Origin of the sequence: Streptomyces sp. NPDC021622, assembly GCF_040640795.1 — a bacterium.
Lineage (GTDB): Bacteria > Actinomycetota > Actinomycetes > Streptomycetales > Streptomycetaceae > Streptomyces.
Genome location: NZ_JBFACK010000006.1, coordinates 179,787 through 202,776 on the forward strand (window position 1 = coordinate 179,787; position 22,990 = coordinate 202,776).

The 22,990-nt window shown below is 68.3% G+C and carries 24 protein-coding genes and 3 tRNA genes; 21 read left to right on the forward strand and 6 right to left on the reverse strand.

What is annotated here, in order from left to right; translation table 11 throughout:
* The first annotated feature begins 23 nt into the window (after window positions 1-23).
* Both AB0G47_RS14080 and AB0G47_RS14085 read left to right on the forward strand, forming a co-directional pair.
* Window positions 24-728, forward strand: coding sequence for a hypothetical protein (locus tag AB0G47_RS14080; protein ID WP_360768438.1), 705 nt, complete (start codon window positions 24-26; stop codon window positions 726-728).
* Between the two features lie 103 nt (window positions 729-831).
* The gene (locus AB0G47_RS14085) at window positions 832-1,044 is read left to right on the forward strand and encodes a hypothetical protein (RefSeq protein ID WP_360768441.1); all 213 of its coding nucleotides are present in this window, start codon (window positions 832-834) and stop codon (window positions 1,042-1,044) included.
* Between the two features lie 59 nt (window positions 1,045-1,103).
* On the opposite strand, the gene AB0G47_RS14090 is transcribed toward AB0G47_RS14085, so the two are convergent.
* The 3 genes from AB0G47_RS14090 to AB0G47_RS14100 all read right to left on the reverse strand — a co-directional run bounded on the left by AB0G47_RS14090 (window position 1,104) and on the right by AB0G47_RS14100 (window position 3,527).
* Window positions 1,104-1,478, reverse strand: coding sequence for a nuclear transport factor 2 family protein (locus tag AB0G47_RS14090; protein WP_360768444.1), 375 nt, complete (start codon window positions 1,476-1,478; stop codon window positions 1,104-1,106).
* Window positions 1,479-1,500: 22 nt separating this feature from the next.
* Complete coding sequence (locus AB0G47_RS14095; protein ID WP_360768447.1) at window positions 1,501-2,157, reverse strand: SDR family oxidoreductase; 657 nt, start codon at window positions 2,155-2,157, stop codon at window positions 1,501-1,503.
* Window positions 2,158-2,231: 74 nt separating this feature from the next.
* The gene (locus AB0G47_RS14100) at window positions 2,232-3,527 is read right to left on the reverse strand and encodes an amidohydrolase family protein (protein WP_360769021.1); all 1,296 of its coding nucleotides are present in this window, start codon (window positions 3,525-3,527) and stop codon (window positions 2,232-2,234) included.
* Window positions 3,528-3,812: 285 nt separating this feature from the next.
* Here AB0G47_RS14100 and AB0G47_RS14105 point away from each other — a divergent pair.
* From AB0G47_RS14105 to AB0G47_RS14140, 8 genes are all read left to right on the forward strand, one after another.
* Window positions 3,813-3,885, forward strand: a tRNA-Thr gene (locus AB0G47_RS14105).
* 47 nt (window positions 3,886-3,932) lie between these two features.
* Window positions 3,933-4,005 (forward strand) — tRNA-Met (locus tag AB0G47_RS14110).
* A 91-nt stretch (window positions 4,006-4,096) separates the two neighbouring features.
* Window positions 4,097-4,261: a 50S ribosomal protein L33 gene (rpmG, locus tag AB0G47_RS14115; protein WP_004571794.1), complete on the forward strand. Its 165-nt coding sequence runs from the start codon at window positions 4,097-4,099 to the stop codon at window positions 4,259-4,261.
* Window positions 4,262-4,345: 84 nt separating this feature from the next.
* A complete protein-coding gene (locus AB0G47_RS14120) occupies window positions 4,346-4,810 on the forward strand; it encodes a MaoC family dehydratase N-terminal domain-containing protein (protein WP_360768450.1) in 465 nt (154 codons plus the stop codon).
* Window positions 4,811-4,814: 4 nt separating this feature from the next.
* The gene (locus tag AB0G47_RS14125) at window positions 4,815-5,243 is read left to right on the forward strand and encodes a MaoC family dehydratase (protein ID WP_266863215.1); all 429 of its coding nucleotides are present in this window, start codon (window positions 4,815-4,817) and stop codon (window positions 5,241-5,243) included.
* A gap of 151 nt (window positions 5,244-5,394) precedes the next feature.
* Complete coding sequence (locus AB0G47_RS14130) at window positions 5,395-5,952, forward strand: TetR/AcrR family transcriptional regulator (protein ID WP_360768453.1); 558 nt, start codon at window positions 5,395-5,397, stop codon at window positions 5,950-5,952.
* Between the two features lie 77 nt (window positions 5,953-6,029).
* On the forward strand, window positions 6,030-7,478 hold the full coding sequence (locus AB0G47_RS14135; RefSeq protein ID WP_360768456.1) for a DHA2 family efflux MFS transporter permease subunit: 1,449 nt from the start codon (window positions 6,030-6,032) through the stop codon (window positions 7,476-7,478).
* Window positions 7,479-7,599: 121 nt separating this feature from the next.
* Complete coding sequence (locus AB0G47_RS14140) at window positions 7,600-8,655, forward strand: UDP-N-acetylmuramate dehydrogenase (protein WP_360768459.1); 1,056 nt, start codon at window positions 7,600-7,602, stop codon at window positions 8,653-8,655.
* A 40-nt stretch (window positions 8,656-8,695) separates the two neighbouring features.
* Here AB0G47_RS14140 and AB0G47_RS14145 read toward each other — a convergent pair whose 3' ends face one another.
* Complete coding sequence (locus tag AB0G47_RS14145) at window positions 8,696-9,334, reverse strand: NAD(P)H-binding protein (protein ID WP_360768462.1); 639 nt, start codon at window positions 9,332-9,334, stop codon at window positions 8,696-8,698.
* 87 nt (window positions 9,335-9,421) lie between these two features.
* On the opposite strand from AB0G47_RS14145, the gene AB0G47_RS14150 reads away from it, so the two are divergent.
* The gene (locus tag AB0G47_RS14150) at window positions 9,422-10,021 is read left to right on the forward strand and encodes a helix-turn-helix domain-containing protein (protein ID WP_360768465.1); all 600 of its coding nucleotides are present in this window, start codon (window positions 9,422-9,424) and stop codon (window positions 10,019-10,021) included.
* On the opposite strand, the gene AB0G47_RS14155 is transcribed toward AB0G47_RS14150, so the two are convergent.
* Window positions 10,011-11,030 carry an adenosine deaminase gene (locus AB0G47_RS14155; RefSeq protein ID WP_360768468.1) on the reverse strand — a complete coding sequence of 340 codons (1,020 nt, stop codon included), beginning with the start codon at window positions 11,028-11,030 and terminating at the stop codon, window positions 10,011-10,013. The two genes, AB0G47_RS14150 and AB0G47_RS14155, sit on opposite strands and share 11 nt — an antisense overlap.
* Window positions 11,031-11,170: 140 nt before the next feature.
* Complete coding sequence (locus tag AB0G47_RS14160) at window positions 11,171-12,397, reverse strand: pyridoxal phosphate-dependent aminotransferase (protein ID WP_360768471.1); 1,227 nt, start codon at window positions 12,395-12,397, stop codon at window positions 11,171-11,173.
* A 181-nt stretch (window positions 12,398-12,578) separates the two neighbouring features.
* On the opposite strand from AB0G47_RS14160, the gene AB0G47_RS14165 reads away from it, so the two are divergent.
* The 10 genes from AB0G47_RS14165 to rpoB all read left to right on the forward strand — a co-directional run bounded on the left by AB0G47_RS14165 (window position 12,579) and on the right by rpoB (window position 22,949).
* Window positions 12,579-12,651, forward strand: a tRNA-Trp gene (locus AB0G47_RS14165).
* Between the two features lie 108 nt (window positions 12,652-12,759).
* Complete coding sequence (gene secE, locus AB0G47_RS14170) at window positions 12,760-13,047, forward strand: preprotein translocase subunit SecE (protein ID WP_190084400.1); 288 nt, start codon at window positions 12,760-12,762, stop codon at window positions 13,045-13,047.
* A 77-nt stretch (window positions 13,048-13,124) separates the two neighbouring features.
* Complete coding sequence (gene nusG / locus AB0G47_RS14175) at window positions 13,125-14,024, forward strand: transcription termination/antitermination protein NusG (RefSeq protein WP_360768474.1); 900 nt, start codon at window positions 13,125-13,127, stop codon at window positions 14,022-14,024.
* A 175-nt stretch (window positions 14,025-14,199) separates the two neighbouring features.
* A complete protein-coding gene (gene rplK, locus AB0G47_RS14180) occupies window positions 14,200-14,634 on the forward strand; it encodes a 50S ribosomal protein L11 (RefSeq protein ID WP_160506641.1) in 435 nt (144 codons plus the stop codon).
* A gap of 111 nt (window positions 14,635-14,745) precedes the next feature.
* Window positions 14,746-15,468, forward strand: coding sequence for a 50S ribosomal protein L1 (gene rplA / locus AB0G47_RS14185; RefSeq protein ID WP_360768477.1), 723 nt, complete (start codon window positions 14,746-14,748; stop codon window positions 15,466-15,468).
* A gap of 154 nt (window positions 15,469-15,622) precedes the next feature.
* Entirely contained in the window at window positions 15,623-16,519 is an 897-nt protein-coding gene (locus AB0G47_RS14190; RefSeq protein ID WP_360768480.1) for a hypothetical protein, read from the forward strand.
* Between the two features lie 62 nt (window positions 16,520-16,581).
* On the forward strand, window positions 16,582-17,571 hold the full coding sequence (locus tag AB0G47_RS14195; protein ID WP_360768482.1) for a hypothetical protein: 990 nt from the start codon (window positions 16,582-16,584) through the stop codon (window positions 17,569-17,571).
* A gap of 272 nt (window positions 17,572-17,843) precedes the next feature.
* Window positions 17,844-18,374 carry a 50S ribosomal protein L10 gene (rplJ, locus tag AB0G47_RS14200; RefSeq protein ID WP_360768485.1) on the forward strand — a complete coding sequence of 177 codons (531 nt, stop codon included), beginning with the start codon at window positions 17,844-17,846 and terminating at the stop codon, window positions 18,372-18,374.
* Window positions 18,375-18,487: 113 nt separating this feature from the next.
* Window positions 18,488-18,871, forward strand: coding sequence for a 50S ribosomal protein L7/L12 (gene rplL / locus AB0G47_RS14205; RefSeq protein WP_360768488.1), 384 nt, complete (start codon window positions 18,488-18,490; stop codon window positions 18,869-18,871).
* Between the two features lie 592 nt (window positions 18,872-19,463).
* On the forward strand, window positions 19,464-22,949 hold the full coding sequence (gene rpoB / locus AB0G47_RS14210; RefSeq protein ID WP_360768491.1) for a DNA-directed RNA polymerase subunit beta: 3,486 nt from the start codon (window positions 19,464-19,466) through the stop codon (window positions 22,947-22,949).
* The last annotated feature ends 41 nt before the right edge of the window (window positions 22,950-22,990 follow it).

Sequence of the window (22,990 nt, forward strand, 5' to 3'; positions counted from 1 at the left end):
ACCAGTACGGGGGAGTGCGCAAGATGCGTCGAGCGATTCAGCGCGGTGCGATGGTCGTCGCGCTGGCTTCATGTCTGGCCGGTGGCACCGTAGGTGCCGCGCAGGCACAGTCGGCGGTTCCGACGGGGAGTGCCGTGGCGGCGAAGGCCGACGGCGAGAGCCTGAGTGCCGTCAAGGCGGAGGGCAGGTGGAACACCGCGGGATACAAGAGGGGGTTCGAGGGCTGGTCCAAGCCCCTCAAGCGGTGCGTGGGCGTCAAGATCACCGGCAAGCTCCGCTACTACACCACGGTGGAGAGCCACGGCGAGCTCGTGGTGACGAGGGTCAAACTGATCAAGCCGAAGGTCATCTCCAGTACGTCGAACCGGTGTGGCCGCGGGGTGCCGCGCAAGGTGGGCAAGATGAAGCTGTCGCAGAGGTGGTACGACCGCAACTGCACGGAGAGCACGAGTATCTCCGTGAGTGTGCCCTGGGGCGCGAGCGTTGGGAGCTCCCGTACCTGCGGCACCATCCGCCGCGCCATCCGGTCGACGACGTACACCAAGAACGACTCGTCCTACTACCAGTACAACTCGGGGGCACCGGTCACATTCAAGGCCTGGCAGCTGCCCTCCAGGCAGGGCAAGAAGGTCTGTGAACGCGTGGATGCGTCTGCGGTGGCGTACGTCGGCAACAAGTCGGATGCCTTCGCCAAGAGCTTCATGGTGTGCGTCAAGCACCGTCCCTGAGCGCCTGGTTGACAGGGCATGGCGCCCGGTGGACAGGACATGAGCAGACCCCTCCGTCTTGCGGAAACGCAAGGCGGAGGGGGTCTTTTCGTACGCTGGGGCCATGTCGTCCCGCCGCAGGAACTGCCCCGAGTGCCGCCGCGAAATCGCTGTCGTCGGAGGCCGGTTCGCCCGCCACGACCCGCCGGGCCCGCGCGGCAGCGGCGAGCTGATCTCCTGCCCGGGGTCCCGCAGACAGGCCCAGCTCGGCGCCGCACAGCCCGCTCTGGACGGCTACGCGGTGCCGGAGTTCCCCGGCCAGCTCCCGCTGTTCTGAGGCGCCCACACGGCCGCACAGGGCGTCCAGAGCCGCCGTCAACGGTCAGGGCCGCCCGATCAGCGCTGTCGTACGTCCATCCGGCTCACCAGACCGTCGGCCCGGAAGCTGTAGACGTGCTCGACCGTCTTCGGCGCCCAGTGGTCGCCCGTCTCGTCCCGCAGTCCGGGCCGCACGGTCGCCACGACCCGGCGTCCGTCGTCGTCGAGCCGCAGCCGTTCCAGGTGCACCAGTGGGTGCATCACCGCGAACTGCCGTGCCCAGTAGGCCCGGACCTCCGCGATGCCGTGGGCACGGGTGTCGTCCAGGAGGTTCGGCCAGTCCACGTCGGGCGCGAGCGAGCGCGGGATGAACGCATCGCGCTCATCCGTACTGAAGACGGCGTACATCTGCCGCAGCAGCGCTTCCTGCGTGGCCGGCACCTCGTCGGTCAATGGGTCCCCCGGCCAGCGGACTTCAGTTCCCCGCAACGGACTTGACCGCCACCGACACCGGCGTCGAACCGCTGATCAGCTCCAGCGTCAGCCCCGCCGTCGCCGACGAGTCGACGAGCTCGGCGAGCACCGCGGCCACGTCGTCACGCGGGATGGGCCCCCGCCCGGTCGATGCCTCCAGACGGACCAGACCGGTGCCCGCGTCGTCCGTCAGCATCCCGGGGCGCAGGATCGTCCAGTCCAGGGCCGCACGCCCACGTACGTAGTCGTCGGCCTCGCCCTTGGCGCGGAGATAGGCGTCGAAGATGTCGTCGCCCTGGTGCGCGGGGTCCGCGCCCATGGACGACACCACTACGTAGCGCCGCACTCCGGCGCGCTCGGCCGCGTCCGCGAACAGCACGGCCGCGTCCCGGTCCACGGTGTTCTTGCGGTCGGCCCCGCTGCCCGGCCCGGCGCCTGCCGCGAACACGGCCGCGTCGGCGCCTTCCAGATGCCCCGCGACCTCGTCGACGGATGCCGACTCCAGGTCGCACAGGACCGCTTTGGCACCGGCCGCCCGCAGGTCGGCGTCCTGCCCGGCCTTGCGGACGATCCCGACCGCCTCGTCACCCCGTGCGGCGAGCAACCGCTCGAGCCGCAGCGCGATCTGACCATGACCTCCAGCGATGACAATGCGCATGTCTCCGACCGTACGGCAGCCCCAGCATGATCGCCCCGCGCGCGCGGGAGCATGCATCGAACGGACGCGCGCCCTCAGGACGGTTCTTCGCCGTTCGGCTGCCCCGGCCCCGCCTTGTTCGCCCGTCCCTGGCGCGGCAGATCGAGGGCCACGGTAGCCGCCGAATCGCAGTACTCCCGCACCGCGCTCGTCCGCGCCACCACGCGCCCCCGGTGCACCACGATGCGGCTGTACGCGAGCGAAAGCGCGCCCGAGAGGCGATCGCCCCGCACCGCGAGGAGTTCGGCGGGGAAGCCCGCCTCCACGCGGACCTCGGGGAACCCCATGGCCGACCGGGCGGCCCCGCTCACCGCTCCGTAGGCGTCCTCGGAACGCAGCCCGCAGCGCGACGCGAGCAGGTAGGCGGCCTCCAGCGGGTCGCCGCGCCCCACCGGGTTCGACACGTCCCGCATGGCCCCGCTGCCCGCGGCCACCCGCACCCCGGCGGCCCGCAGCAGCCGCACCGGGGCGACCGCGCCGCGCCGGTCCACGCTCCCGCAGCCGCCCTGCGGCAGGCAGACCACGGTCACCCCGGCCGCCGCGAGCTGATCGGCGGTCCGCGCGGCCACGTCCGACGGCAGCCGGCCGAGCCCGCCGCACGGGCCGATCGTCACCCCGGGCCGCAGCCCGCCCGCCATCGCGGCGAGCCGCCCGAGGCGAGCCGGATCGCTGCCGTCCGTGTGCAGGTCGACGGGGCAGCCGTGCTCCGCCGCGACTTCGAGCACCGCCTCCACGTACCCCGTCGGATCGGGGTCCAGATCGGGGCAGCCGCCCACTACGGAGGCGCCCATTTTCACCGCGTCCCGCAGCATCGCGAGACCGTCGGCCCCGGCCACACCGGTCAGCAGCCGGGGCACGGCCACGGCTGTCAGATCGACGAGCCCGCGCAGTGAACGCCGGGCCTGGAGCACCGCCTCCATCGACGTGAGCCCCTGGACGTCGCCGATCCGCACATGCGAGCGCAGCGCCGTCGCACCGTGCCCGAGCTGCAGCAGAGCCGCTTCGGTGGCCCGCCGCTGGACGTCCGGGAGGTCGTACGAGACCGGTCCTTCCACGTCTGCCGACAGCGCGGTGTCGCTGTGCGCGTGCGGCTCGGCGGCCGCCGGGAGCAGGAGATAGCCGCCGAGGTCCACCCGCGCGGCGTGCACGGTGAGGCTGCCCGCCGTGCCGACCGCTTCGATGCGCCCCGAGCCGAGTCGTACGTCCACGGTCCGGCCGTCGGTCAGCCGGGCGCCGCAGAGCAGCAGCGCGGAGGTGTCGGGAGCGTCGTCACCGGAGGAGCCGGAACCGGACGAGCCGGGGGAATGGGGCTGCGGCTGGCTGTCGGGCATCGCGCTCCTGAGGTTCGGGGGCGGCTGCGGTCCCGGCGGCACGGCGTACCCGATCAGGACGTCCAAGATCACGCAGCGTGAGTCGAGCCTAGGGCGACGACCGGCCCTCTTCGAGGAAGGGCGCAATAGTCGTACCGGTGTGGTGCGAGGCGTTTCACGGGTGTGCCGAGAGGCGCTGATGTGACGTGGTGAGGCGGCTGGGGCGGCGCTCTCGATGCCCCTGGACAGCCCCGGCGAAACGGATTTGGGCGATCGGCGACCAACCGTGTAATGTCTTCATCGCTCGCCCCAATAGCTCAGTCGGTAGAGCGTCTCCATGGTAAGGAGAAGGTCTGCGGTTCGATTCCGCATTGGGGCTCTGATGTTGGTTGATCCTCGCCTTCGGGCGAGGGGATCCGGCATCGCAGCGGTGTAGCTCAGTCGGTAGAGCAAGCGGCTCATAATCGCTGTGTCACCGGTTCAAGTCCGGTCACCGCTACTACTAGTAGTAGCCGATTGTGGGGTCGGTCCTCCGATCGGCTACTCTTTTATGCGTTCATCCGTCCATCCGTCCGTCAAGGAGCACTCACGTGGCTGCCACAGACGTCCGCCCGAAGATCACGCTGGCCTGCGTGGAGTGCAAGGAGCGGAACTACATCACCAAGAAGAACCGGCGTAACGACCCGGACCGTCTTGAGATGAAGAAGCACTGCCCGCGCTGCAACGCGCACACTGCGCACCGCGAAACGCGCTAAACACAGGCTCGTACACGAGGCCGTCCCCGATTGCTGGGGGCGGCCTCGTGTCGTTTACCCCAACCTGCAGGAGGTGCCGAGTCCATGGCGCTCGACCAGTCCTTCGTGGGGCGGTCCTACCCGCCCACCGAGCCCTATGAGGTCGGCCGGGAGAAGATCCGTGAGTTCGCCGAAGCGGTGGGCGACGCGAATCCCGCGTACACCGACGCGGAAGCGGCCAAGGCTTATGGCCACTCCGATGTGATCGCCCCGCCGACTTTTGTGTTTGCGATCACTTTCAAGGCCGCGGGCCAGGTCATCGAGGACCCTCAGCTGGGGCTCGACTACAGCCGGGTCGTGCACGGCGACCAGAAGTTCGCGTACACCCGGCCGGTGCGTGCGGGCGACCGGCTTGCGGTCACCTCGACCATCGAGGCCATCAAGTCCATGGCGGGCAACGACATCCTGGACATCCGCGGTGAGGTCCACGACGAGGCCGGCGAGCACGTCGTGACCGCGTGGACCAAGCTCGTCGCGCGTGCGGCGGAGCCCGCGGCAGAGGAAGTGTGAGGCGATGACGGCGAAGATTTCGTACGAGGGCGTCGAGGTCGGCACCGAGCTGCCGGCCCAGAGCTTCCCCGTGACGCGCGCCACGCTCGTGCGGTACGCGGGCGCCTCCGGTGACTTCAACCCGATCCACTGGAACGAGAAGTTCGCGGTCGAGGTAGGTCTGCCCGACGTCATCGCGCACGGCATGTTCACCATGGCCGAAGCGATCCGCGTCGTGACGGACTGGGCGGGCGACCCGGCCGCCGTCGTCGAGTACGGCGTGCGCTTCACCAAGCCCGTCGTGGTCCCGAACGACGACAAGGGCGCGCTGATCGAGGTGAGCGGCAAGGTCGCCCAGAAGCTGGACGACAACCGCGTCCGGGTCGACCTGGTGGCGATGAGTGCGGGCCAGAAGGTGCTCGGGATGTCCCGCGCCGTGGTCCAGCTCGCCTGACCCGTACGGCGGCTCCGCGCGGCAGCGGAAGTGACAGAGGGTAAGGGGCACCCGTCCATTGCGGGTGCCCCTTACCCGTGTGCTGTCCCTCCCGCTCGCCCGTGGCCGCTCCCATTTGACGTAATTAGTGATTGGCCACTAACTTATTCACATGGTCAGGATGAGCGCAGAAGAGCGACGCGAGAGCGTCATTCGCGCGGCGATGATCGAGTTCGCCCGCGGCGGCTACAAGGGCACCTCCACCGAGGTGATCGCCAAGCGGGTGGGCGTCTCGCAGCCGTATCTCTTCCGGCTCTTCCCGGGTAAGCAGGCCATCTTCCTCGCGGCGTCCGTGCGCTGCTGCCAGGAGACCACCGCGGTCTTCCAGAAGGCGGCCGAAGGGCTGGAGGGGGAGGAGGCGGTGCATGCCATGGGCCAGGCCTATCAGGCGCTCATCGCCGATGACCCGGACAAGCTGCTCATGCAGATGCAGATGTACGTCGCCGTGGCCTCCGCCGAGGAGTCCGGCGATCGGGAGTTCGGCCAGGCGGTGCGGGCCGCCTGGATGGAGATGTACGACACGGTTCGCCTCGCGATGGGGGCGGACGTCGGTGAGGCGACGCAGTTCCTTGCGTACGGGATGCTGGTCAATGTCCTGGTGTCGATGGGGTTCCAGCCCGACCACCGGGTGTGGACCGGCTTCTACGAGTCGGTGCGGCCCAAGGGGTGAGTCACGCGCGTCACACAGGTGCGCGTTTTTGCGCCCACGCAAGTTAGTCAGCAATAACTAACCACAGGGGGAAAGCAATGTCTCAGCAGACGGCACAGCGCGGGGGAGTCGCCTGGGCCCTCGTCATCACCGGCGTCGCCGGATTCATGGCGGCACTCGACAACCTCGTGGTCACCACGGCCCTGCCCGCCATCCGCGAGGACTTCGGGGGAGAGCTGCACGACCTCGAATGGACGGTGAGCGCCTACACCCTCACCTTCGCCGTGCTCCTCATGTTCGGCGCCGCCCTGGGGGACCGCTTCGGCCGCCGCAAGCTCTTCGTCGTGGGCATCGCGATCTTCACTGCGGCCTCCGCGGCCGCCGCCCTCGCGCCCGGCATCGAGGCGCTGATCGCCGCCCGCGCGGTGCAGGGAGTCGGCGCCGCGATCATGATGCCGCTGACGCTGACCCTGCTGACGGCGGCGGTGCCCGCGGCCAAGCGCGGTATGGCGTACGGCATCTGGGGCGCCGTCAATGGCCTCGCGGTCGCCAGTGGTCCGCTGATCGGCGGCAGCCTGACCGAGCATGTGTCCTGGCAGTGGATCTTCTGGCTGAACGTCCCGCTCGGCCTCGCCCTGCTGCCGCTCGCACGGCTCCGCCTGGCCGAGTCGCACGGCACGGGGGCGCCGCTCGACCTCACCGGGACCGTGCTGGCCAGCGGCGGCCTCTTCGGGATCGTCTACGCGCTGATCCGCGGCAACATCGACGGCTGGACCAGCGTGCCCGTCCTCACCGGCCTGATCGCGGGCTTCGCGCTGCTCGCCGGCTTCGTCCGGCACGGCATCCGGGGCAAGAACCCGATGCTGCCGATGCGGCTCTTCCGCAACCGCGCCTTCTCCGCGATCAACGCGGCGAGCCTGCTGATGTTCGTAGGGATGTTCGGCGCGATCTTCCTGCTCAGCCAGTTCCTGCAGACCGTGCTCGGCTACTCGCCCACCGAGGCCGGCCTGCGGATGCTGCCCTGGACCGGCATGCCGATGCTCGTCGCCCCCATCGCCGGCTACCTCTCGGACAAGATCGGCGGTCGTCCGGTCGTCACCGTGGGCCTCGCCCTCCAGGCCATCGGCCTCGGCTGGTTCGCGGCCGTCGTGGCCACCGATGTGTCGTATGCCGCCCAGCTGCCTGCCCTGATCATCAGCGGCGTCGGCATGGCGCTGTACTTCGCGCCGGCGGCGAGCCTGGTGATGGCCAGCGTCATTCCGTCCGAGCAGGGCATCGCGTCCGGCGCCAACAACGCCCTGCGCGAGGTCGGCGGCGCCCTCGGCATCGCGGCCCTCGCCTCGGTCTTCTCCGCCCAGGGCGGCTACGCGTCCCCGCAGAACTTCGTGGACGGGCTCGGACCCTCGCTCTGGGTGGGAGCCGCGGTGGTCGCCCTCGGCGCGGTGGCCGCGTGGCTCCTGCCCCGGCGGACCGCGACCGAGGGCGCGGCCGTCACGGCTCCGGTATCCGAGGGGCCGGTGGCCGAGCGCACTCCGGCGGGCGTCTGAAGGCCGAGAAGCGCTCCGTGGCCGCTGTGTGAAGCGGCGCTGACCGGCCCTGACGTCCCTCGGCCCGCACGGTCCGTGGCCCCGCCCGAGCGGCGGGGCCACGGACCGTACTCTTGAGCACGTGCAGGAACTCCACGATGCCCCCCTCGCCCCGCTGACCACCTTCCGGCTCGGTGGCCCCGCGACCCGTCTGATCACCGCGACGACCGACGCCGAGGTGATCGCTGCCGTCCGTGAGGCCGATGACTCCGGGACCCCGCTGCTGCTCATCGGCGGCGGCTCGAACCTCGTCATCGGGGACAAGGGCTTCGACGGCACGGCGCTGCGCATCGCCACCAAGGGCTTCGAGCTCGACGGTACGAAGCTGGAGCTTGCCGCCGGTGAGGTGTGGACCGACGCTGTCGCCCGCGTCGTGGAGGCCGGGCTTGCGGGCATCGAGTGCCTCGCCGGAATCCCCGGCTCGGCGGGCGCGACGCCGATCCAGAACGTGGGGGCGTACGGCCAGGAGGTCTCGTCGACGATCACCGAGGTGATCGCTTACGACAGGAAGACCCACGAGACGGTCACCATCGCGAACGCCGAGTGCGAGTTCTCGTACCGCCACAGTCGTTTCAAGGCCGATCCGGACCGCTTCGTGGTCCTGCGGGTGCGCTTCGCCCTGGAGGACGCCCAGGGGATGAGCGCCCCGATCAAGTACCCGGAGACGGCCCGCACGCTCGGCGTGCAGGCGGGCGACCGGGTCCCGGCCGCTGTCGCCCGTGAGACCGTCCTGAAGCTCCGCGCGGGCAAGGGCATGGTGCTCGACCCCGAGGACCACGACAGCTGGTCGGCCGGGTCGTTCTTCACCAACCCGATCCTCACCGAGGACGAGTTCACCGTCTTCCACGCGCGCGTGGCCGACCGCCTCGGCCCGGATGTCGCGCCTCCCGCCTTCCCGACGGACGACGGCCGTGTGAAGACCTCCGCCGCCTGGCTGATCGACAAGGCGGGCTTCACCAAGGGCTACGGCGAAGGCCGGGCCCGCATCTCCACCAAGCACACCCTCGCCCTCACCAACCGCGGCGGCGCCACTACGGAGGACCTCCTGGCCCTCGCCCGCGAGGTCGTCGCCGGGGTGCGGGACGCCTTCGGGGTCACGCTGGTCAACGAGCCGGTGACCGTGGGCGTCAGCCTGTAGCCGCCTTCTACGTAGAGGGCGGCCAGCCACTAGGCGGCCACTAGTAGGCGACGCCCACGCCCTGCTTCACCGTCGCCAGGTCGTCGATGGTCGCCAGCATCGCGTGCGCCACATCGGCCCTGCCGATGAACCTGCCGCTGGCCGGAGTGCCCCCGACCACCCGGCGGTAGATGCCTGTCGCCGGCTTGTCCTGGAGTCGCGGCGGGCGTACGGACGTCCAGTCCGTCGCGCTGCGCGCGAGCTCGGCCTCCATCGCCCGCAGATCGTCGTACACCGCCTTCAGGATCCTGCTGACCAGGGCCCCAGCGATCCGGTCGATCACCGGCTGACGCTCGGCGGGCGGGCCGACCGGCGCCGCGCTCACCACCACCAGCCTGCGCACCCCCTCGGCCTCCATGGCACGTACCACCGACCGCGTGAGGGCGGCCGCCACTCCCGTCCGGGCGTCCGCTGTTCCGCGCGCCCCGAGCCCCGAGAGCACCGCGTCCCGCCCGGCCACCGCGCCCCGCAGCGACTCCGGGTCCTTCAGGTCGGCACGGAAGACTTCCAGGCCGGCTCCCGTCGCCGAGAGCCGCGCGGGATCGCGCACGACGGCCGTGACCTCATGCCCCGTGGCGAGCGCCTGCCGGACGATCTCCCCGCCGACACCGCCGGTCGCACCGAAAACCGTGAGCTTCATTGCGTACCCTCCCCAAGTGGGTAAGTGTTCACTCACCCCTAGAGTGAGTATCCGCTCACCCCTTCGTCAAGCCTGGTTGGACGGCACATGCAGATGAAGCCCACCCGGGCCCGCATCCTCGACGCGGCCCATGAACTCATGCTCACCGTCGGCCTCTCCCGTGCCACCACCAAGGAGATCGCGAAAGCGGCGGGCTGCTCCGAAGCGGCGCTCTACAAGCACTTCGCCAGCAAGGAAGAGCTGTTCGTGGCTGTCCTCCAGGAGCGGCTGCCCCGCCTGGGCCCGCTGCTCCACCGCCTCGCCGAGGACCCGGGGGAGCGCCCGGTGGAGGAGAACCTCGCCGAGATCGCCCGCCTGGCCAGCCACTTCTACGCCGAGAGCTTCCCGATCGCCGCGTCCCTCTACGCCGAGACCAAGCTCAAGCGCCGCCACGAGGACTCCATGCGGGAGATGGGCACGGGCCCGCACATGCCCATCGAGGCCCTCGACGCCTATCTCCGTGCCGAACGCGACGCCGGCCGCATCGACCCAGGGGCCGACACCTTCGCCGCCGCCTCACTGCTCCTGGGCGCCTGCGCCCAGCGAGCCTTCGCCTACGACTCCACGGTCGGCAAGCGGCCCCCGCAGCCCGTCGACGAGTTCGCGGCCGCCCTCGCCCGCACCCTCCTGGCGGGCATCAGCCGCTGAGCCACTGCTCGATCCCGGACAGCAGCTTCTCCTGTACGTCGACGGGGGCCGCCGAGCCGCGGACCGACTGCCGGGCCAGTTCGGCGAGCTCGGCGTCCGAGAAGTCATGGTGCTGCCGCGCGATCTCGTACTGGGCGGCGAGCCGTGACCCGAAGAGCAGCGGGTCGTCGGCCCCGAGCGCCATCGGCACCCCGGCGTCGAACAGCGTCCGCAGCGGCACGTCCTCGGGCTTCTCGTAGACGCCGAGCGCGACGTTCGAAGCCGGGCAGACCTCGCACGTCACGCCCCGGTCCGCGAGCCGCTTCAGGAGCCGCGGGTCCTCGGCGGCACGCACCCCGTGCCCGATCCGCGCCGCGTGCAGGTCGTCCAGGCAGTCCCGTACCGACGCGGGCCCGGTCAGCTCACCGCCGTGCGGCGCCGCCAGCAGACCGCCGTCGCGTGCGATCGAGAAGGCGCGGTCGAAGTCCCGCGCCATGCCCCGGCGTTCGTCGTTCGAGAGCCCGAAGCCGACGATGCCCCGGTCCGCGTACCGCACCGCGAGCCGCGCCAGCGTGCGGGCGTCCAGCGGGTGCTTCATGCGGTTCGCGGCGACCAGCAGGCGCATTCCGAGGCCGGTCTCCCGCGAGGCGCTCTCGACGGCGTCCAGGATGATTTCCAGGGCCGGGATGAGTCCGCCGAGCCGCGGCGCGTACGACGTCGGGTCGACCTGGATCTCCAGCCACCCCGACCCGTCCCGCAGATCCTCCTCGGCGGCCTCCCGCACCAGGCGCTGGATGTCCTCGGGCTCGCGCAGACAGGAGCGCGCGGCGTCATAGAGCCGCTGGAAGCGGAACCAGCCGCGCTCATCGGTCGCCCGGAGCTTCGGCGGCTCCGCGCCGGTCAGCGCCTCCGGGAGCCGCACGCCGTACTTGTCGGCGAGTTCGAGCAGGGTCGTGGGCCGCATCGACCCGGTGAAGTGCAGGTGCAGATGGGCCTTCGGCAGCTCTCTTACGTTTCGTACACGCTCCATCCAAGGATCTTGCCGTACGCACATGGCGTCCCGGTAGCGCCTTTCCACCTTCGGGACCTTCCCCGAACGAAGAAACGGGCCGCCTCTCCCAGGGGGAGAGACGGCCCGCACGCGCGCGTGGAGCGCGAAAACCGGCGGCCCTAGTCGCGGGCCTCGGCCAGCAGCTTCTGGATCCGCGAGACGCCCTCGACGAGGTCCTCGTCACCCAGGGCGTACGAAAGACGCAGGTAACCCGGCGTCCCGAAGGCCTCGCCCGGAACGACCGCGACCTCGGCCTCCTCCAGGATCAGCGCGGCGAGCTCGACGGAGTTCTGCGGGCGCTTGCCGCGGATCTCCTTGCCGATGAGGGCCTTCACCGAGGGGTACGCGTAGAAGGCGCCCTCGGGCTCCGGGCAGAACACGCCGTCGATCTCGTTCAGCATCCGCACGATGGTCTTGCGGCGCCGGTCGAAGGCCTCGCGCATCTTCTCGACGGCGGTCAGATCGCCGGAGACGGCGGCGATGGCGGCCACCTGCGCGACATTGGAGACGTTCGACGTGGCGTGCGACTGCAGGTTCGTGGCGGCCTTCACGACGTCCTTCGGGCCAATGATCCAGCCCACCCGCCAGCCGGTCATCGCATACGTCTTGGCCACGCCGTTGACCACGATGCACTTGTCGCGCAGCTCGGGCAGGAGCGCGGGGAGCGAGGTGAACGTCGCGTCTCCGTAGACGAGGTGTTCGTAGATCTCGTCGGTCAGGACCCACAGGCCGTGCTCGACGGCCCAGCGGCCGATCGCCTCGGCGTCGGCCCGGTTGTAGACGGCGCCCGTCGGGTTGGAGGGCGACACGAAGAGGACGACCTTCGTGCGCTCCGTGCGAGCGGCCTCCAACTGCTCCACGGACACGCGGTAGCCCGTGGTCTCGTCGGCCACGACCTCGACCGGCACACCGCCCGCGAGGCGGATCGACTCCGGGTACGTCGTCCAGTACGGAGCCGGGACGATGACCTCGTCGCCCGGGTCGAGGATCGCGGCGAACGCCTCGTAGATGGCCTGCTTGCCGCCGTTCGTCACCAGGATCTGGGAGACCTCGGGCTCGTAACCGGAGTCGCGCAGCGTCTTCGCGGCGATCGCGGCCTTGAGCTCGGGAAGCCCGCCCGCCGGCGTGTAGCGGTGGTACTTCGGGTTCTTGCAGGCTTCGATGGCGGCCTCGACGATGTAGTCGGGCGTCGGGAAGTCGGGCTCACCCGCACCGAACCCGATCACCGGCCGTCCTGCGGCCTTGAGGGCCTTCGCCTTGGCGTCTACGGCGAGGGTCGCGGACTCGGAGATCGCGCCGATGCGGGCGGAGACCCGGCGCTCGGTGGGAGAAGTGGCAGCGCTCATGACCCCATCGTTCCAGACCCGAAACCGCCCCGGCACGCCCGTTTCCATGACCACCGGATCTGAAGCTGTTCGACGGGGCGCCGCTGAGCACGTACACTCACTGCTCGTTGGCCCTCACCGGCCGCGCCCTCTCAACGCACTCTGTGCACCGGGACGGATGCGGTAGGTTGGGGGAAATCAAAGGGTCGTAGCTCAATTGGTAGAGCACTGGTCTCCAAAACCAGCGGTTGGGGGTTCAAGTCCCTCCGGCCCTGCTACACACACCTTTCGCCAGGATGTGTGCGCATGTACGTACTGCAATGCACCGCCGTGCGGCTCAACCGGGCGCGGCACGGCCACGACCCGGAATCAGGTGAGGACGAGTGACGGACGCCGTGGGCTCCATCGACATGCCTGATGCCCAGGACGAGGCGCCGGAGTCCAAGAAGAAGGCCCGCAAGGGCGGCAAGCGCGGCAAGAAGGGCCCCTTCGGCCGTCTCGCGCTCTTCTACCGCCAGATCGTCGCGGAGCTCCGCAAGGTCGTCTGGCCGACTCGCAGCCAACTCACGACGTACACCACCGTGGTGATTGTCTTCGTCGTCATCATGATCGGCCTCGTGACCGTGATTGACTATGGGTTCAACCAGGCCGTCAAGTACGTCTTCGGCTGAGCCGAGAGCGAAGGGCGCCGTTCCCGGCGCCCATTTCGCGCGTTCCACCCCTCTGTATCCAGGAAGAAGCAGCCACCGTGTCTGACCCGAACCTGAACGACGCCATCGAGTCGGCGGAGTCCGTGGAGGACCAGCTCGACATCGTCGAGGCGGCGGACGCCGAGGACCCGGACCAGGCCGAGGCTGCCGACGCCGTCGCGGGCGTAGCCGCCGAGGAGGCGGCCCTGCACGTCGAGACCGAGCCCGGTGACGAAGCCGACGCCGAGGTCGACGAGGCCGTCGCCGAGGACGAGACCGAGGAGGCCGGCGAAGCCGCTGAGGCCGCCGAGTCCGTCGAGGACGAGGAGGAGGCCGAGCCGGTCGACCCGATCGTCGCCCTGCGCGAGGAGCTCCGCACCCTCCCCGGCGAGTGGTACGTCATCCACACGTACGCCGGTTACGAGAACCGCGTGAAGACCAACCTCGAGCAGCGTGCCGTCTCGCTGAATGTCGAGGACTTCATCTTCCAGGCCGAGGTGCCGCAGGAAGAGGTCGCGCAGATCAAGAACGGCGAGCGCAAGACGATCCGTCAGAACAAGCTCCCCGGGTACGTCCTGGTGCGCATGGACCTGACGAACGAGTCCTGGGGCGTCGTCCGCAACACCCCCGGCGTCACCGGCTTCGTGGGCAACGCCTACGACCCGTACCCGCTGACCCTGGACGAGATCGTCAAGATGCTCGCCCCGGAGGCCGAGGAGAAGGCAGCCCGCGAGGCCGCCGAGGCCGAGGGCAAGCCCGCTCCGCAGCGCAAGGTCGAGGTCCAGGTCCTGGACTTCGAGGTGGGCGACTCGGTCACCGTCACCGACGGCCCGTTCGCGACGCTGCAGGCGACGATCAACGAGATCAACGCCGACTCGAAGAAGGTCAAGGGCCTCGTCGAGATCTTCGGCCGCGAGACCCCGGTCGAGCTCAGCTTCGACCAGATCCAGAAGAACTAGCCCTCGCGGCTTTCTCTGGAACACACGCTTCCGACCAGGTCAGACGGGCTGTCAAAGCCGGTCTGACCTGCTCGGTTTTTAGCTGCGCGACTATACCCGTTATCGTTGTGCGGTATGCCTCCATCCGGATGACCGGACGGTGGCTGAAAACTCTCACTAGGACCCGGAGAGAGCAATGCCTCCCAAGAAGAAGAAGGTCACGGGGCTCATCAAGCTCCAGATCCAGGCCGGTGCGGCCAACCCGGCTCCGCCGGTCGGCCCCGCGCTGGGCCAGCACGGCGTCAACATCATGGAGTTCTGCAAGGCCTACAACGCCGCGACCGAGTCGCAGCGTGGCTGGGTCATCCCGGTGGAGATCACGGTCTACGAAGACCGTTCCTTCACCTTCGTGACCAAGACTCCGCCGGCCGCCAAGATGATCCTCAAGGCCGCGGGTGTCGAGAAGGGCTCCGGCGAGCCGCACAAGACCAAGGTCGCCAAGATCACTGAGGCGCAGGTCCGCGAGATCGCCACCACCAAGATGGAAGACCTCAACGCCAACGACCTGGACGCCGCGTCGAAGATCATCGCTGGCACCGCCCGCTCCATGGGCATCACGGTCGAGGGCTGAGAACCTCCCCCGTCTGACCTTTCTCAGTGGTAGGGCCAAGCGCTGGTCCGCACCACGACTCCATACCTGTCACGCGGCGGAGCCGCATGATGTAACCGCACAGGAGCAGAAGTGAAGCGCAGCAAGACTCTCCGCGCTGCGGACGCCAAGATCGACCGGGAGAAGCTGTACGCCCCGCTCGAGGCCGTCCGTCTCGCCAAGGAGACCTCCGCGACCAAGTTCGACGGCACCGTCGAGGTCGCCTTCCGCCTGGGTGTCGACCCGCGCAAGGCCGACCAGATGGTCCGTGGCACCGTGAACCTCCCGCACGGCACCGGCAAGACCGCCCGGGTCCTGGTCTTCGCGACCGGTGACCGTGCTGCGGCCGCGGAAGCCGCTGGGGCCGACATCGTCGGCGCCGACGAGCTGATCGACGAGGTCGCGAAGGGCCGCCTGGACTTCGACGCCGTCGTCGCCACCCCGGACCTCATGGGCAAGGTCGGCCGCCTCGGCCGCGTGCTCGGTCCGCGTGGTCTGATGCCGAACCCGAAGACCGGCACCGTCACCCCCGACGTCGTGAAGGCTGTCAACGACATCAAGGGCGGCAAGATCGAGTTCCGCGTCGACAAGCACTCGAACCTGCACTTCATCATCGGCAAGGTGTCCTTCGACGACACCAAGCTGGTGGAGAACTACGCCGCGGCGCTGGAGGAAGTCCTCCGTCTGAAGCCGTCGGCCGCCAAGGGTCGCTACATCAAGAAGGCCGCGCTCACCACCACGATGGGCCCCGGCATTCCGCTGGACAGCAACCGCACCCGCAACCTCCTCGTCGAGGAGGACCCGGCCGCCGTCTGAATCTGACGGCAGCCGCGTCGCGTACGCGTTTGTGGACGGGCCCCGCAACCTTTCGAGGTGCGGGGCCCGTCCTCGTATTAGCGCATGTCTGTCTGAGCTGTCAGAGGACTGCGCTAGCGTGCAGGCTTCACACGAGTACAAGGGGTGGGACGGCATGAACAGCACGACCATGCGACGTGCGGGTCTCTCGATCGCGGTGGCCGCCGCGCTGACCGGGGTCGCGGCCTGTGGCTCCTCCGGCGGTTCCGGGGGCGGTGAAAGCGAAGGCAAGGGCAAGGGCTCGCCGGCCCTCAGTCCGATAGCCGCCCTGCGCACCATCGAGACCAAGACCGACGACGCCGACTCGGCCAAGGTCGAGGGCAAGACGGTCATGGGCACCCAGATGTCGATGAACATGGACGGCGCCATGGCCTGGAAGGACGGCATCACCGGCAACGTCACCGCGACGCTCACCGGCGGCACCCAGGCCGAGCAGATGAAGCAGATGGGGCAGTCGGAGATCGACTACCGCTATCTGAAGACCGGCTTCTACGCCAACATGGGCGACGAGTTCGCGTCCCAGGCGGGCGGCGGCAAGCACTGGATCGAGTACGACTACGCCACGCTGGCCGAGATGGGTGGCGCCGCCGGCTCCGCCTTCAAGGACCAGATGCAGAACACCACGCCGAACCAGTCGGTCAAGATGCTGCTCGCCTCGGGCGACGTGAAGCGCGTGGGCGAGGAGACGGTGCGCGGGACCAAGACGACGCACTACTCCGGAGTCGTCGACGTCGCCGACTTCACCGGCAAGAACGCGGACCTCGACGCGGGTCAACTGGCCGAGCTGAAGAAGCAGTTCAGCCAGGCCGGCATGAGCACCGAGACGATCGACATCTGGGTCAACGACGACGACCTGCTGGTCAAGAAGACCGAGAAGGCGGACATGAAGACCGGCGCCTTCTCCCAGACGGTCTACTACAGCGACTACGGCACCCCGGTCACCGTCGAGAAGCCCCCGGCCTCGGACACGGTGAGCTTCAAGGACCTCATGAAGCAGCAGCCGCAGGCCTGACCTCGGAGGTCAGGTAGTCTCGCCACGAAATATGTCGTTCATGTGTTCCTAGGGGTGGGGTCATGACTGTTGTTTCCGTACGTGGGGACAAGGGACGTAAGAGAGTGGCGGGCGCCGTGCTCGCCACCGCGCTGCTCTGTACCGGCGCGGTGGCCTGCCAGGGCTCCGACGGCGGCAAGAAGACCAAGGGGGCGGGCTCGGGGGAGACCCAGTCCCGGTCGCAGGTGACCGAGGTCATCACGGCGGCGTACAAGAAGACGTCGGCCGCCAAGTCGGCCAAGGTCGAGATGACGATGTCGATGCCGTCGAAGATGGACGGCGGCGGCACGATGAAGATGTCCGGCGTCATGGGCTGGGACCCGACCGTCATGGATATGACGATGACGGGCTCCGCGCTCACGGCGGGCGACCCGGACGCTCCGGAGAAGGTCCGGATGCTCTGGCGCGACAACGTGATGTACATGGACATGGGCGAGGCCGCGGCCAAGGCCATGGGCACGGGCATGGACGGCAAGCGCTGGATGAAGATGGACCTCAACGCCATCGCCGAGCAGGCCGGTGACCCGAAGCTCGCGAAGCAGATGACCGGCGGCCTGGACAGCATGAACCAGGACCCGGCGCAGCAGCTCGCGCTGCTCCTGGACTCGCCGAACCTGAAGCACGTCGGCTCCGCGAAGGTCGACGGCGTACAGACGCAGCGCTACAAGGGCCGGCTCACCGTCAAGGAAATGATGGAGAGCAACGAGGGGCTCGACGACGTGCTCAGCAAGAGCGAGCGCGATGAGCTCTTCAAGGGCATCGAGAAGTCCGGGATCAAGGGGTACGACACCGAGGTCTGGGTCAACGAGGACGACTACCCCGTCCGCATGGACATCGACGTCAAGAGCCCCGAGGGCACGATGAAGACCTCGCAGAAGTTCTCCGACTACGGCGCCGCCGCCAAGGTGACCGCGCCGCCGGCCAAGGAGACCTTCGATCTGATGGAGATGTTCAAGGAGCTCGGCGAACTCGGCAAGGACGGCGCAGGCTCCGGAGCCGACAGCGGCTTCTGAGTGGCCCGCTGACCGATTTGCTTGACGCGAACCCGTTCGCGTACTCTTCCACAGAAGCCAAAGACCGCTGGTCGTTGCCGTGCGCTCGCAAGAGAGTGCGGTGGCCGAAGGATCCGCTGAAACTGCGGACGACCCGCGCAGGTGACTGTGGAAGTGCTCCCGGACGGGATTCCGTCAGGTCGAGCTCACGCCCCGTGCACCTGTGCCGGGGCGTTTTGTTTTGTCAGCCCCTTCTGAGCGGTCCTCATCACCCGGAAGGAGGCCGACGCTCTATGCCGACGCCCGACAAGGCTGCCGCGGTAGCCGAGCTCACGGACAAGTTCCGCAGCTCGAACGCCGCCGTGCTGACCGAGTACCGGGGTCTCACCGTGGCCCAGCTCAAGCAGCTGCGCCGTTCGCTCGGTGAGAACTCCGAGTACGCCGTGGTGAAGAACACGCTGACCAAGATCGCGGCCAACGCGGCCGGGATCACCTCGCTCGACGACCAGTTCAACGGTCCGACGGCAGTTGCCTTCGTCACCGGTGACCCGGTGGAGTCGGCGAAGGGTCTTCGTGACTTCGCCAAGGACAACCCCAACCTCATCATCAAGGGCGGTGTCCTTGACGGTAAGGCGCTGACCGCCGATGAGATCAAGAAGCTCGCGGACCTCGAGTCCCGCGAGGTTCTGCTCGCCAAGCTGGCCGGTGCCATGAAGGGCAAGCAGACGCAGACTGCGCAGCTCTTCCAGGCTCTGCCGTCGAAGTTCGTCCGCACCGCGGAGGCGCTTCGTGCCAAGAAGGCCGAGCAGGGCGGTGCCGAGTAATTCGGCTCGCGCATTGATCGCCGCCCGCTAGGGCGACGGTCGCAGCGGGCCCAACGTACGCCCGCCTTCATATACACCCGGCACCAGCCGAATTAGTGGAAGGATCGCCCATCATGGCGAAGCTCAGCCAGGAAGACCTGCTCGCCCAGTTCGAGGAGCTCACCCTCATCGAGCTCTCCGAGTTCGTGAAGGCGTTCGAGGAGAAGTTCGACGTCACCGCCGCCGCCGCGGTCGCCGTTGCCGGCCCCGCCGGCCCGGGCGCCGTTGCCGAGGCCGTCGAGGAGCAGGACGAGTTCGACGTCATCCTCACCGGCGCCGGCGAGAAGAAGATCCAGGTCATCAAGGTCGTGCGTGAGCTGACCTCGCTGGGTCTGAAGGAGGCCAAGGACCTCGTCGACGGCACCCCGAAGCCGGTCCTCGAGAAGGTCGCCAAGGACGCCGCGGAGAAGGCCGCCGAGGCCCTCAAGGGCGCCGGCGCCTCCGTCGAGGTCAAGTGACCTCGCGAGTCGTCTGACTCTTTCTGAGAGCCTTCTGGGCTCTCTCTGAGCGCCGTCAGCGGCGCTTGCCAAGGGCGATCACCCATCTGGGTGGTCGCCCTTCGGCGTTCCCCGGCACACCCGTGACGGCTGCCTTGCGCTGCCGGTCGCGACGAGTATGGTGATCTTCGTTGTGCCTCGGGACGACCCGTGACGGTGACGGTCCCAGGGCCGCGTCGGGGCCACGTGGAGGCAGGGGGGCCTTGACGAACCGCACGCAGCGCGCAATTCTCAGGACGCGTCGTCACAACGATCCGCATCCGAGGCATGGATCGGCGGCGAAGAGGGCAGTATCGATGTGCGTTGAGGACGTGGCTTGCCGCAGGTGTTGAGAACAACGAGGGTCTCCCAAAACCCGCACTGGACATCAGTGGGCCTAGTGGCTACACTGACCCTTTGCGCTGCCTGTTAGCTGCCTCCTGCCCGTCACCAGGGGCATGCCCATGCTTGAGCACCGTGGACCGAATCTTCCCTGACCTGGGAATTCTGTCTCTGTGTCCAGCCTGGGACCGGTACGCGCGTAGTGAGTCCGAGCCCTCGGAAGGACCCCCTCTTGGCCGCCTCGCGCACTGCCTCGACCGCGAATACGAACAACGGCGCCAGCACCGCCCCGCTGCGCATCTCCTTTGCAAAGATCAAGGAGCCCCTCGAGGTTCCGAACCTTCTTGCGCTGCAGACCGAGAGCTTTGACTGGCTGCTCGGCAATGACGCGTGGAAGGCTCGTGTCGAGGCGGCTCTGGACAGCGGACAGGACGTCCCCACCAAGTCCGGTCTGGAAGAGATCTTCGAGGAGATCTCTCCGATCGAGGACTTCTCTGGGTCGATGTCGCTGACGTTCCGCGACCACCGTTTTGAGCCTCCGAAGAACTCCATCGACGAGTGCAAGGAGCGCGACTTCACGTTCGCCGCCCCGCTCTTCGTCACGGCTGAGTTCACCAACAACGAGACCGGCGAGATCAAGTCGCAGACGGTCTTCATGGGCGACTTCCCGCTCATGACGAACAAGGGCACCTTCGTCATCAACGGCACCGAGCGTGTCGTCGTGTCGCAGCTGGTCCGTTCGCCCGGTGTTTACTTCGATTCCTCGATCGACAAGACGTCCGACAAGGACATCTTCTCCGCCAAGATCATCCCGTCCCGGGGTGCCTGGCTGGAGATGGAGATCGACAAGCGCGACATGGTCGGTGTGCGCATCGACCGCAAGCGCAAGCAGTCGGTCACCGTTCTGCTCAAGGCTCTCGGTTGGACGACCGAGCAGATCCTCGAGGAGTTCGGCGAGTACGAGTCCATGCGCGCCACCCTGGAGAAGGACCACACCCAGGGCCAGGACGACGCGCTGCTCGACATCTACCGCAAGCTGCGTCCGGGCGAGCCGCCGACCCGTGAGGCCGCTCAGACGCTTCTTGAGAACCTCTACTTCAACCCGAAGCGCTACGACCTCGCGAAGGTCGGCCGCTACAAGGTGAACAAGAAGCTGGGTGCGGACGCTCCGCTCGACGCGGGCATCCTCACGGTCGAGGACATCATCGCCTCGATCAAGTACCTGGTGAAGCTGCACGCCGGTGAGACCGAGACCGTTGGCGACAGCGGCACGTCGATCGTCGTCGAGACCGACGACATCGACCACTTCGGCAACCGTCGTCTGCGCAACGTCGGCGAGCTCATCCAGAACCAGGTCCGCACGGGTCTGGCTCGTATGGAGCGCGTCGTGCGTGAGCGCATGACGACCCAGGACGTCGAGGCGATCACGCCGCAGACCCTGATCAACATCCGGCCGGTCGTCGCCTCCATCAAGGAGTTCTTCGGCACCAGCCAGCTGTCGCAGTTCATGGACCAGAACAACCCGCTGTCGGGTCTCACCCACAAGCGCCGTCTGTCGGCGCTTGGCCCGGGTGGTCTCTCCCGTGAGCGGGCCGGCTTCGAGGTCCGTGACGTGCACCCGTCTCACTACGGCCGCATGTGCCCCATTGAGACCCCTGAAGGCCCGAACATCGGTCTGATCGGTTCGCTCGCCTCGTACGGCCGCGTCAACGCGTTCGGCTTCGTCGAGACGCCGTACCGCAAGGTCGTCGAGGGCGTCGTCACCGACGACGTCGACTACCTGACGGCTGACGAAGAGGACCGCTTCGTTATCGCCCAGGCCAACGCCGTGCTGGGTGAGGACATGCGCTTCACCGAGTCGCGCGTCCTGGTCCGCCGTCGTGGCGGCGAGATCGACTACATCCCGGGCGACGACGTCGACTACATGGACGTCTCGCCGCGCCAGATGGTGTCGGTCGCGACCGCGATGATCCCGTTCCTCGAGCACGACGACGCCAACCGTGCCCTCATGGGCGCGAACATGATGCGTCAGGCCGTGCCGCTGATCACCGCCGAGGCTCCCCTCGTCGGCACCGGCATGGAGTACCGCTGTGCGGTCGACGCCGGTGACGTGATCAAGGCCGAGAAGGCGGGTGTGGTCCAGGAGGTCTCCGCGGACTACGTCACGGTCACCAACGACGACGGCACGTACACCACGTACCGCATCGCCAAGTTCTCCCGGTCGAACCAGGGCACCTCCGTCAACCAGAAGGTTGTCGTCGACGAGGGCGCCCGCGTGATCGAGGGCCAGGTTCTGGCCGACGGTCCCGCGACCGAGGAAGGCGAGATGGCGCTGGGCAAGAACCTGCTCGTCGCCTTCATGCCCTGGGAGGGTCACAACTACGAGGACGCGATCATCCTGTCGCAGCGCCTCGTGCAGGACGACGTCCTCTCCTCGATCCACATCGAGGAGCACGAGGTCGACGCCCGTGACACCAAGCTCGGCCCGGAGGAGATCACCCGGGACATCCCGAACGTCTCCGAGGAGGTCCTCGCCGACCTCGACGAGCGCGGCATCATCCGTATCGGTGCCGAGGTCGTCGCCGGCGACATCCTCGTCGGCAAGGTCACGCCCAAGGGTGAGACCGAGCTGACGCCGGAGGAGCGCCTGCTCCGCGCGATCTTCGGTGAGAAGGCGCGCGAGGTGCGCGACACCTCGCTGAAGGTGCCGCACGGCGAGATCGGCAAGGTCATCGGCGTACGCGTCTTCGACCGTGAAGAGGGCGACGAGCTGCCGCCGGGCGTGAACCAGCTGGTTCGTGTCTACGTGGCGCAGAAGCGCAAGATCACGGACGGTGACAAGCTCGCCGGTCGGCACGGAAACAAGGGCGTCATCTCCAAGATCCTTCCGATCGAGGACATGCCCTTCCTTGAGGACGGCACGCCCGTCGACATCATCCTCAACCCGCTGGGTGTCCCGTCCCGAATGAACCCGGGTCAGGTCCTGGAGATCCACCTCGGCTGGCTCGCCAGCCAGGGCTGGGACGTCTCCGGTCTCAGCGAGGACTGGGCGCAGAGCCTGCAGCGCATCGGCGCCGACCAGGTCGACCCGCGGACGAACGTCGCGACTCCGGTCTTCGACGGCGCCCGCGAGGACGAGCTGTCCGGCCTCCTCGAGCACACCATCCCGAACCGCGACGGCGACCGCATGGTCCTCCCGTCCGGCAAGGCGCGGCTGTTCGACGGGCGCTCCGGCGAGCCGTTCCCGGACCCGATCTCGATCGGGTACATGTACATCCTCAAGCTGCACCACCTGGTCGACGACAAGCTGCACGCCCGCTCGACCGGTCCGTACTCCATGATCACCCAGCAGCCGCTGGGTGGTAAGGCTCAATTCGGTGGTCAGCGCTTCGGTGAGATGGAGGTGTGGGCGCTCGAGGCTTATGGCGCCGCGTACGCACTCCAGGAGCTGCTGACGATCAAGTCCGACGACGTGACCGGCCGCGTGAAGGTCTACGAGGCCATCGTCAAGGGCGAGAACATCCCCGAGCCCGGCATTCCTGAGTCCTTCAAGGTGCTCATCAAGGAAATGCAGTCCCTGTGCCTCAACGTGGAGGTGCTGTCCTCGGACGGCATGTCCATCGAGATGCGTGACACCGACGAGGACGTCTTCCGCGCTGCGGAAGAGCTCGGCATCGACCTGTCCCGGCGCGAGCCGAGCAGCGTCGAAGAGGTCTGACGGGTCTGGCCGGGACCTCCTCGTGAGGTCCCGGCCCCGCC

Excerpts from the sequence above, each read along its gene's own strand:
- rplJ (WP_360768485.1), top strand. The coding sequence starts at position 17,844 with ATGCCGACGCCCGACAAGGCTGCCGCGGTAGCCGAGCTCACGGACAAG.
- rplK (WP_160506641.1), top strand. The coding sequence starts at position 14,200 with ATGCCTCCCAAGAAGAAGAAGGTCACGGGGCTCATCAAGCTCCAGATC.
- AB0G47_RS14160 (WP_360768471.1), bottom strand. The coding sequence starts at position 12,397 with ATGAGCGCTGCCACTTCTCCCACCGAGCGCCGGGTCTCCGCCCGCATC.
- AB0G47_RS14150 (WP_360768465.1), top strand. The coding sequence starts at position 9,422 with ATGCAGATGAAGCCCACCCGGGCCCGCATCCTCGACGCGGCCCATGAA.
- AB0G47_RS14130 (WP_360768453.1), top strand. The coding sequence starts at position 5,395 with ATGGTCAGGATGAGCGCAGAAGAGCGACGCGAGAGCGTCATTCGCGCG.
- AB0G47_RS14125 (WP_266863215.1), top strand. The coding sequence starts at position 4,815 with ATGACGGCGAAGATTTCGTACGAGGGCGTCGAGGTCGGCACCGAGCTG.
- AB0G47_RS14080 (WP_360768438.1), top strand. The coding sequence starts at position 24 with ATGCGTCGAGCGATTCAGCGCGGTGCGATGGTCGTCGCGCTGGCTTCA.
- AB0G47_RS14095 (WP_360768447.1), bottom strand. The coding sequence starts at position 2,157 with ATGCGCATTGTCATCGCTGGAGGTCATGGTCAGATCGCGCTGCGGCTC.
- AB0G47_RS14145 (WP_360768462.1), bottom strand. The coding sequence starts at position 9,334 with ATGAAGCTCACGGTTTTCGGTGCGACCGGCGGTGTCGGCGGGGAGATC.
- AB0G47_RS14085 (WP_360768441.1), top strand. The coding sequence starts at position 832 with ATGTCGTCCCGCCGCAGGAACTGCCCCGAGTGCCGCCGCGAAATCGCT.
- rplL (WP_360768488.1), top strand. The coding sequence starts at position 18,488 with ATGGCGAAGCTCAGCCAGGAAGACCTGCTCGCCCAGTTCGAGGAGCTC.
- AB0G47_RS14120 (WP_360768450.1), top strand. The coding sequence starts at position 4,346 with ATGGCGCTCGACCAGTCCTTCGTGGGGCGGTCCTACCCGCCCACCGAG.
- AB0G47_RS14195 (WP_360768482.1), top strand. The coding sequence starts at position 16,582 with ATGACTGTTGTTTCCGTACGTGGGGACAAGGGACGTAAGAGAGTGGCG.
- AB0G47_RS14155 (WP_360768468.1), bottom strand. The coding sequence starts at position 11,030 with ATGGAGCGTGTACGAAACGTAAGAGAGCTGCCGAAGGCCCATCTGCAC.
- AB0G47_RS14100 (WP_360769021.1), bottom strand. The coding sequence starts at position 3,527 with ATGCCCGACAGCCAGCCGCAGCCCCATTCCCCCGGCTCGTCCGGTTCC.
- AB0G47_RS14190 (WP_360768480.1), top strand. The coding sequence starts at position 15,623 with ATGAACAGCACGACCATGCGACGTGCGGGTCTCTCGATCGCGGTGGCC.
- AB0G47_RS14135 (WP_360768456.1), top strand. The coding sequence starts at position 6,030 with ATGTCTCAGCAGACGGCACAGCGCGGGGGAGTCGCCTGGGCCCTCGTC.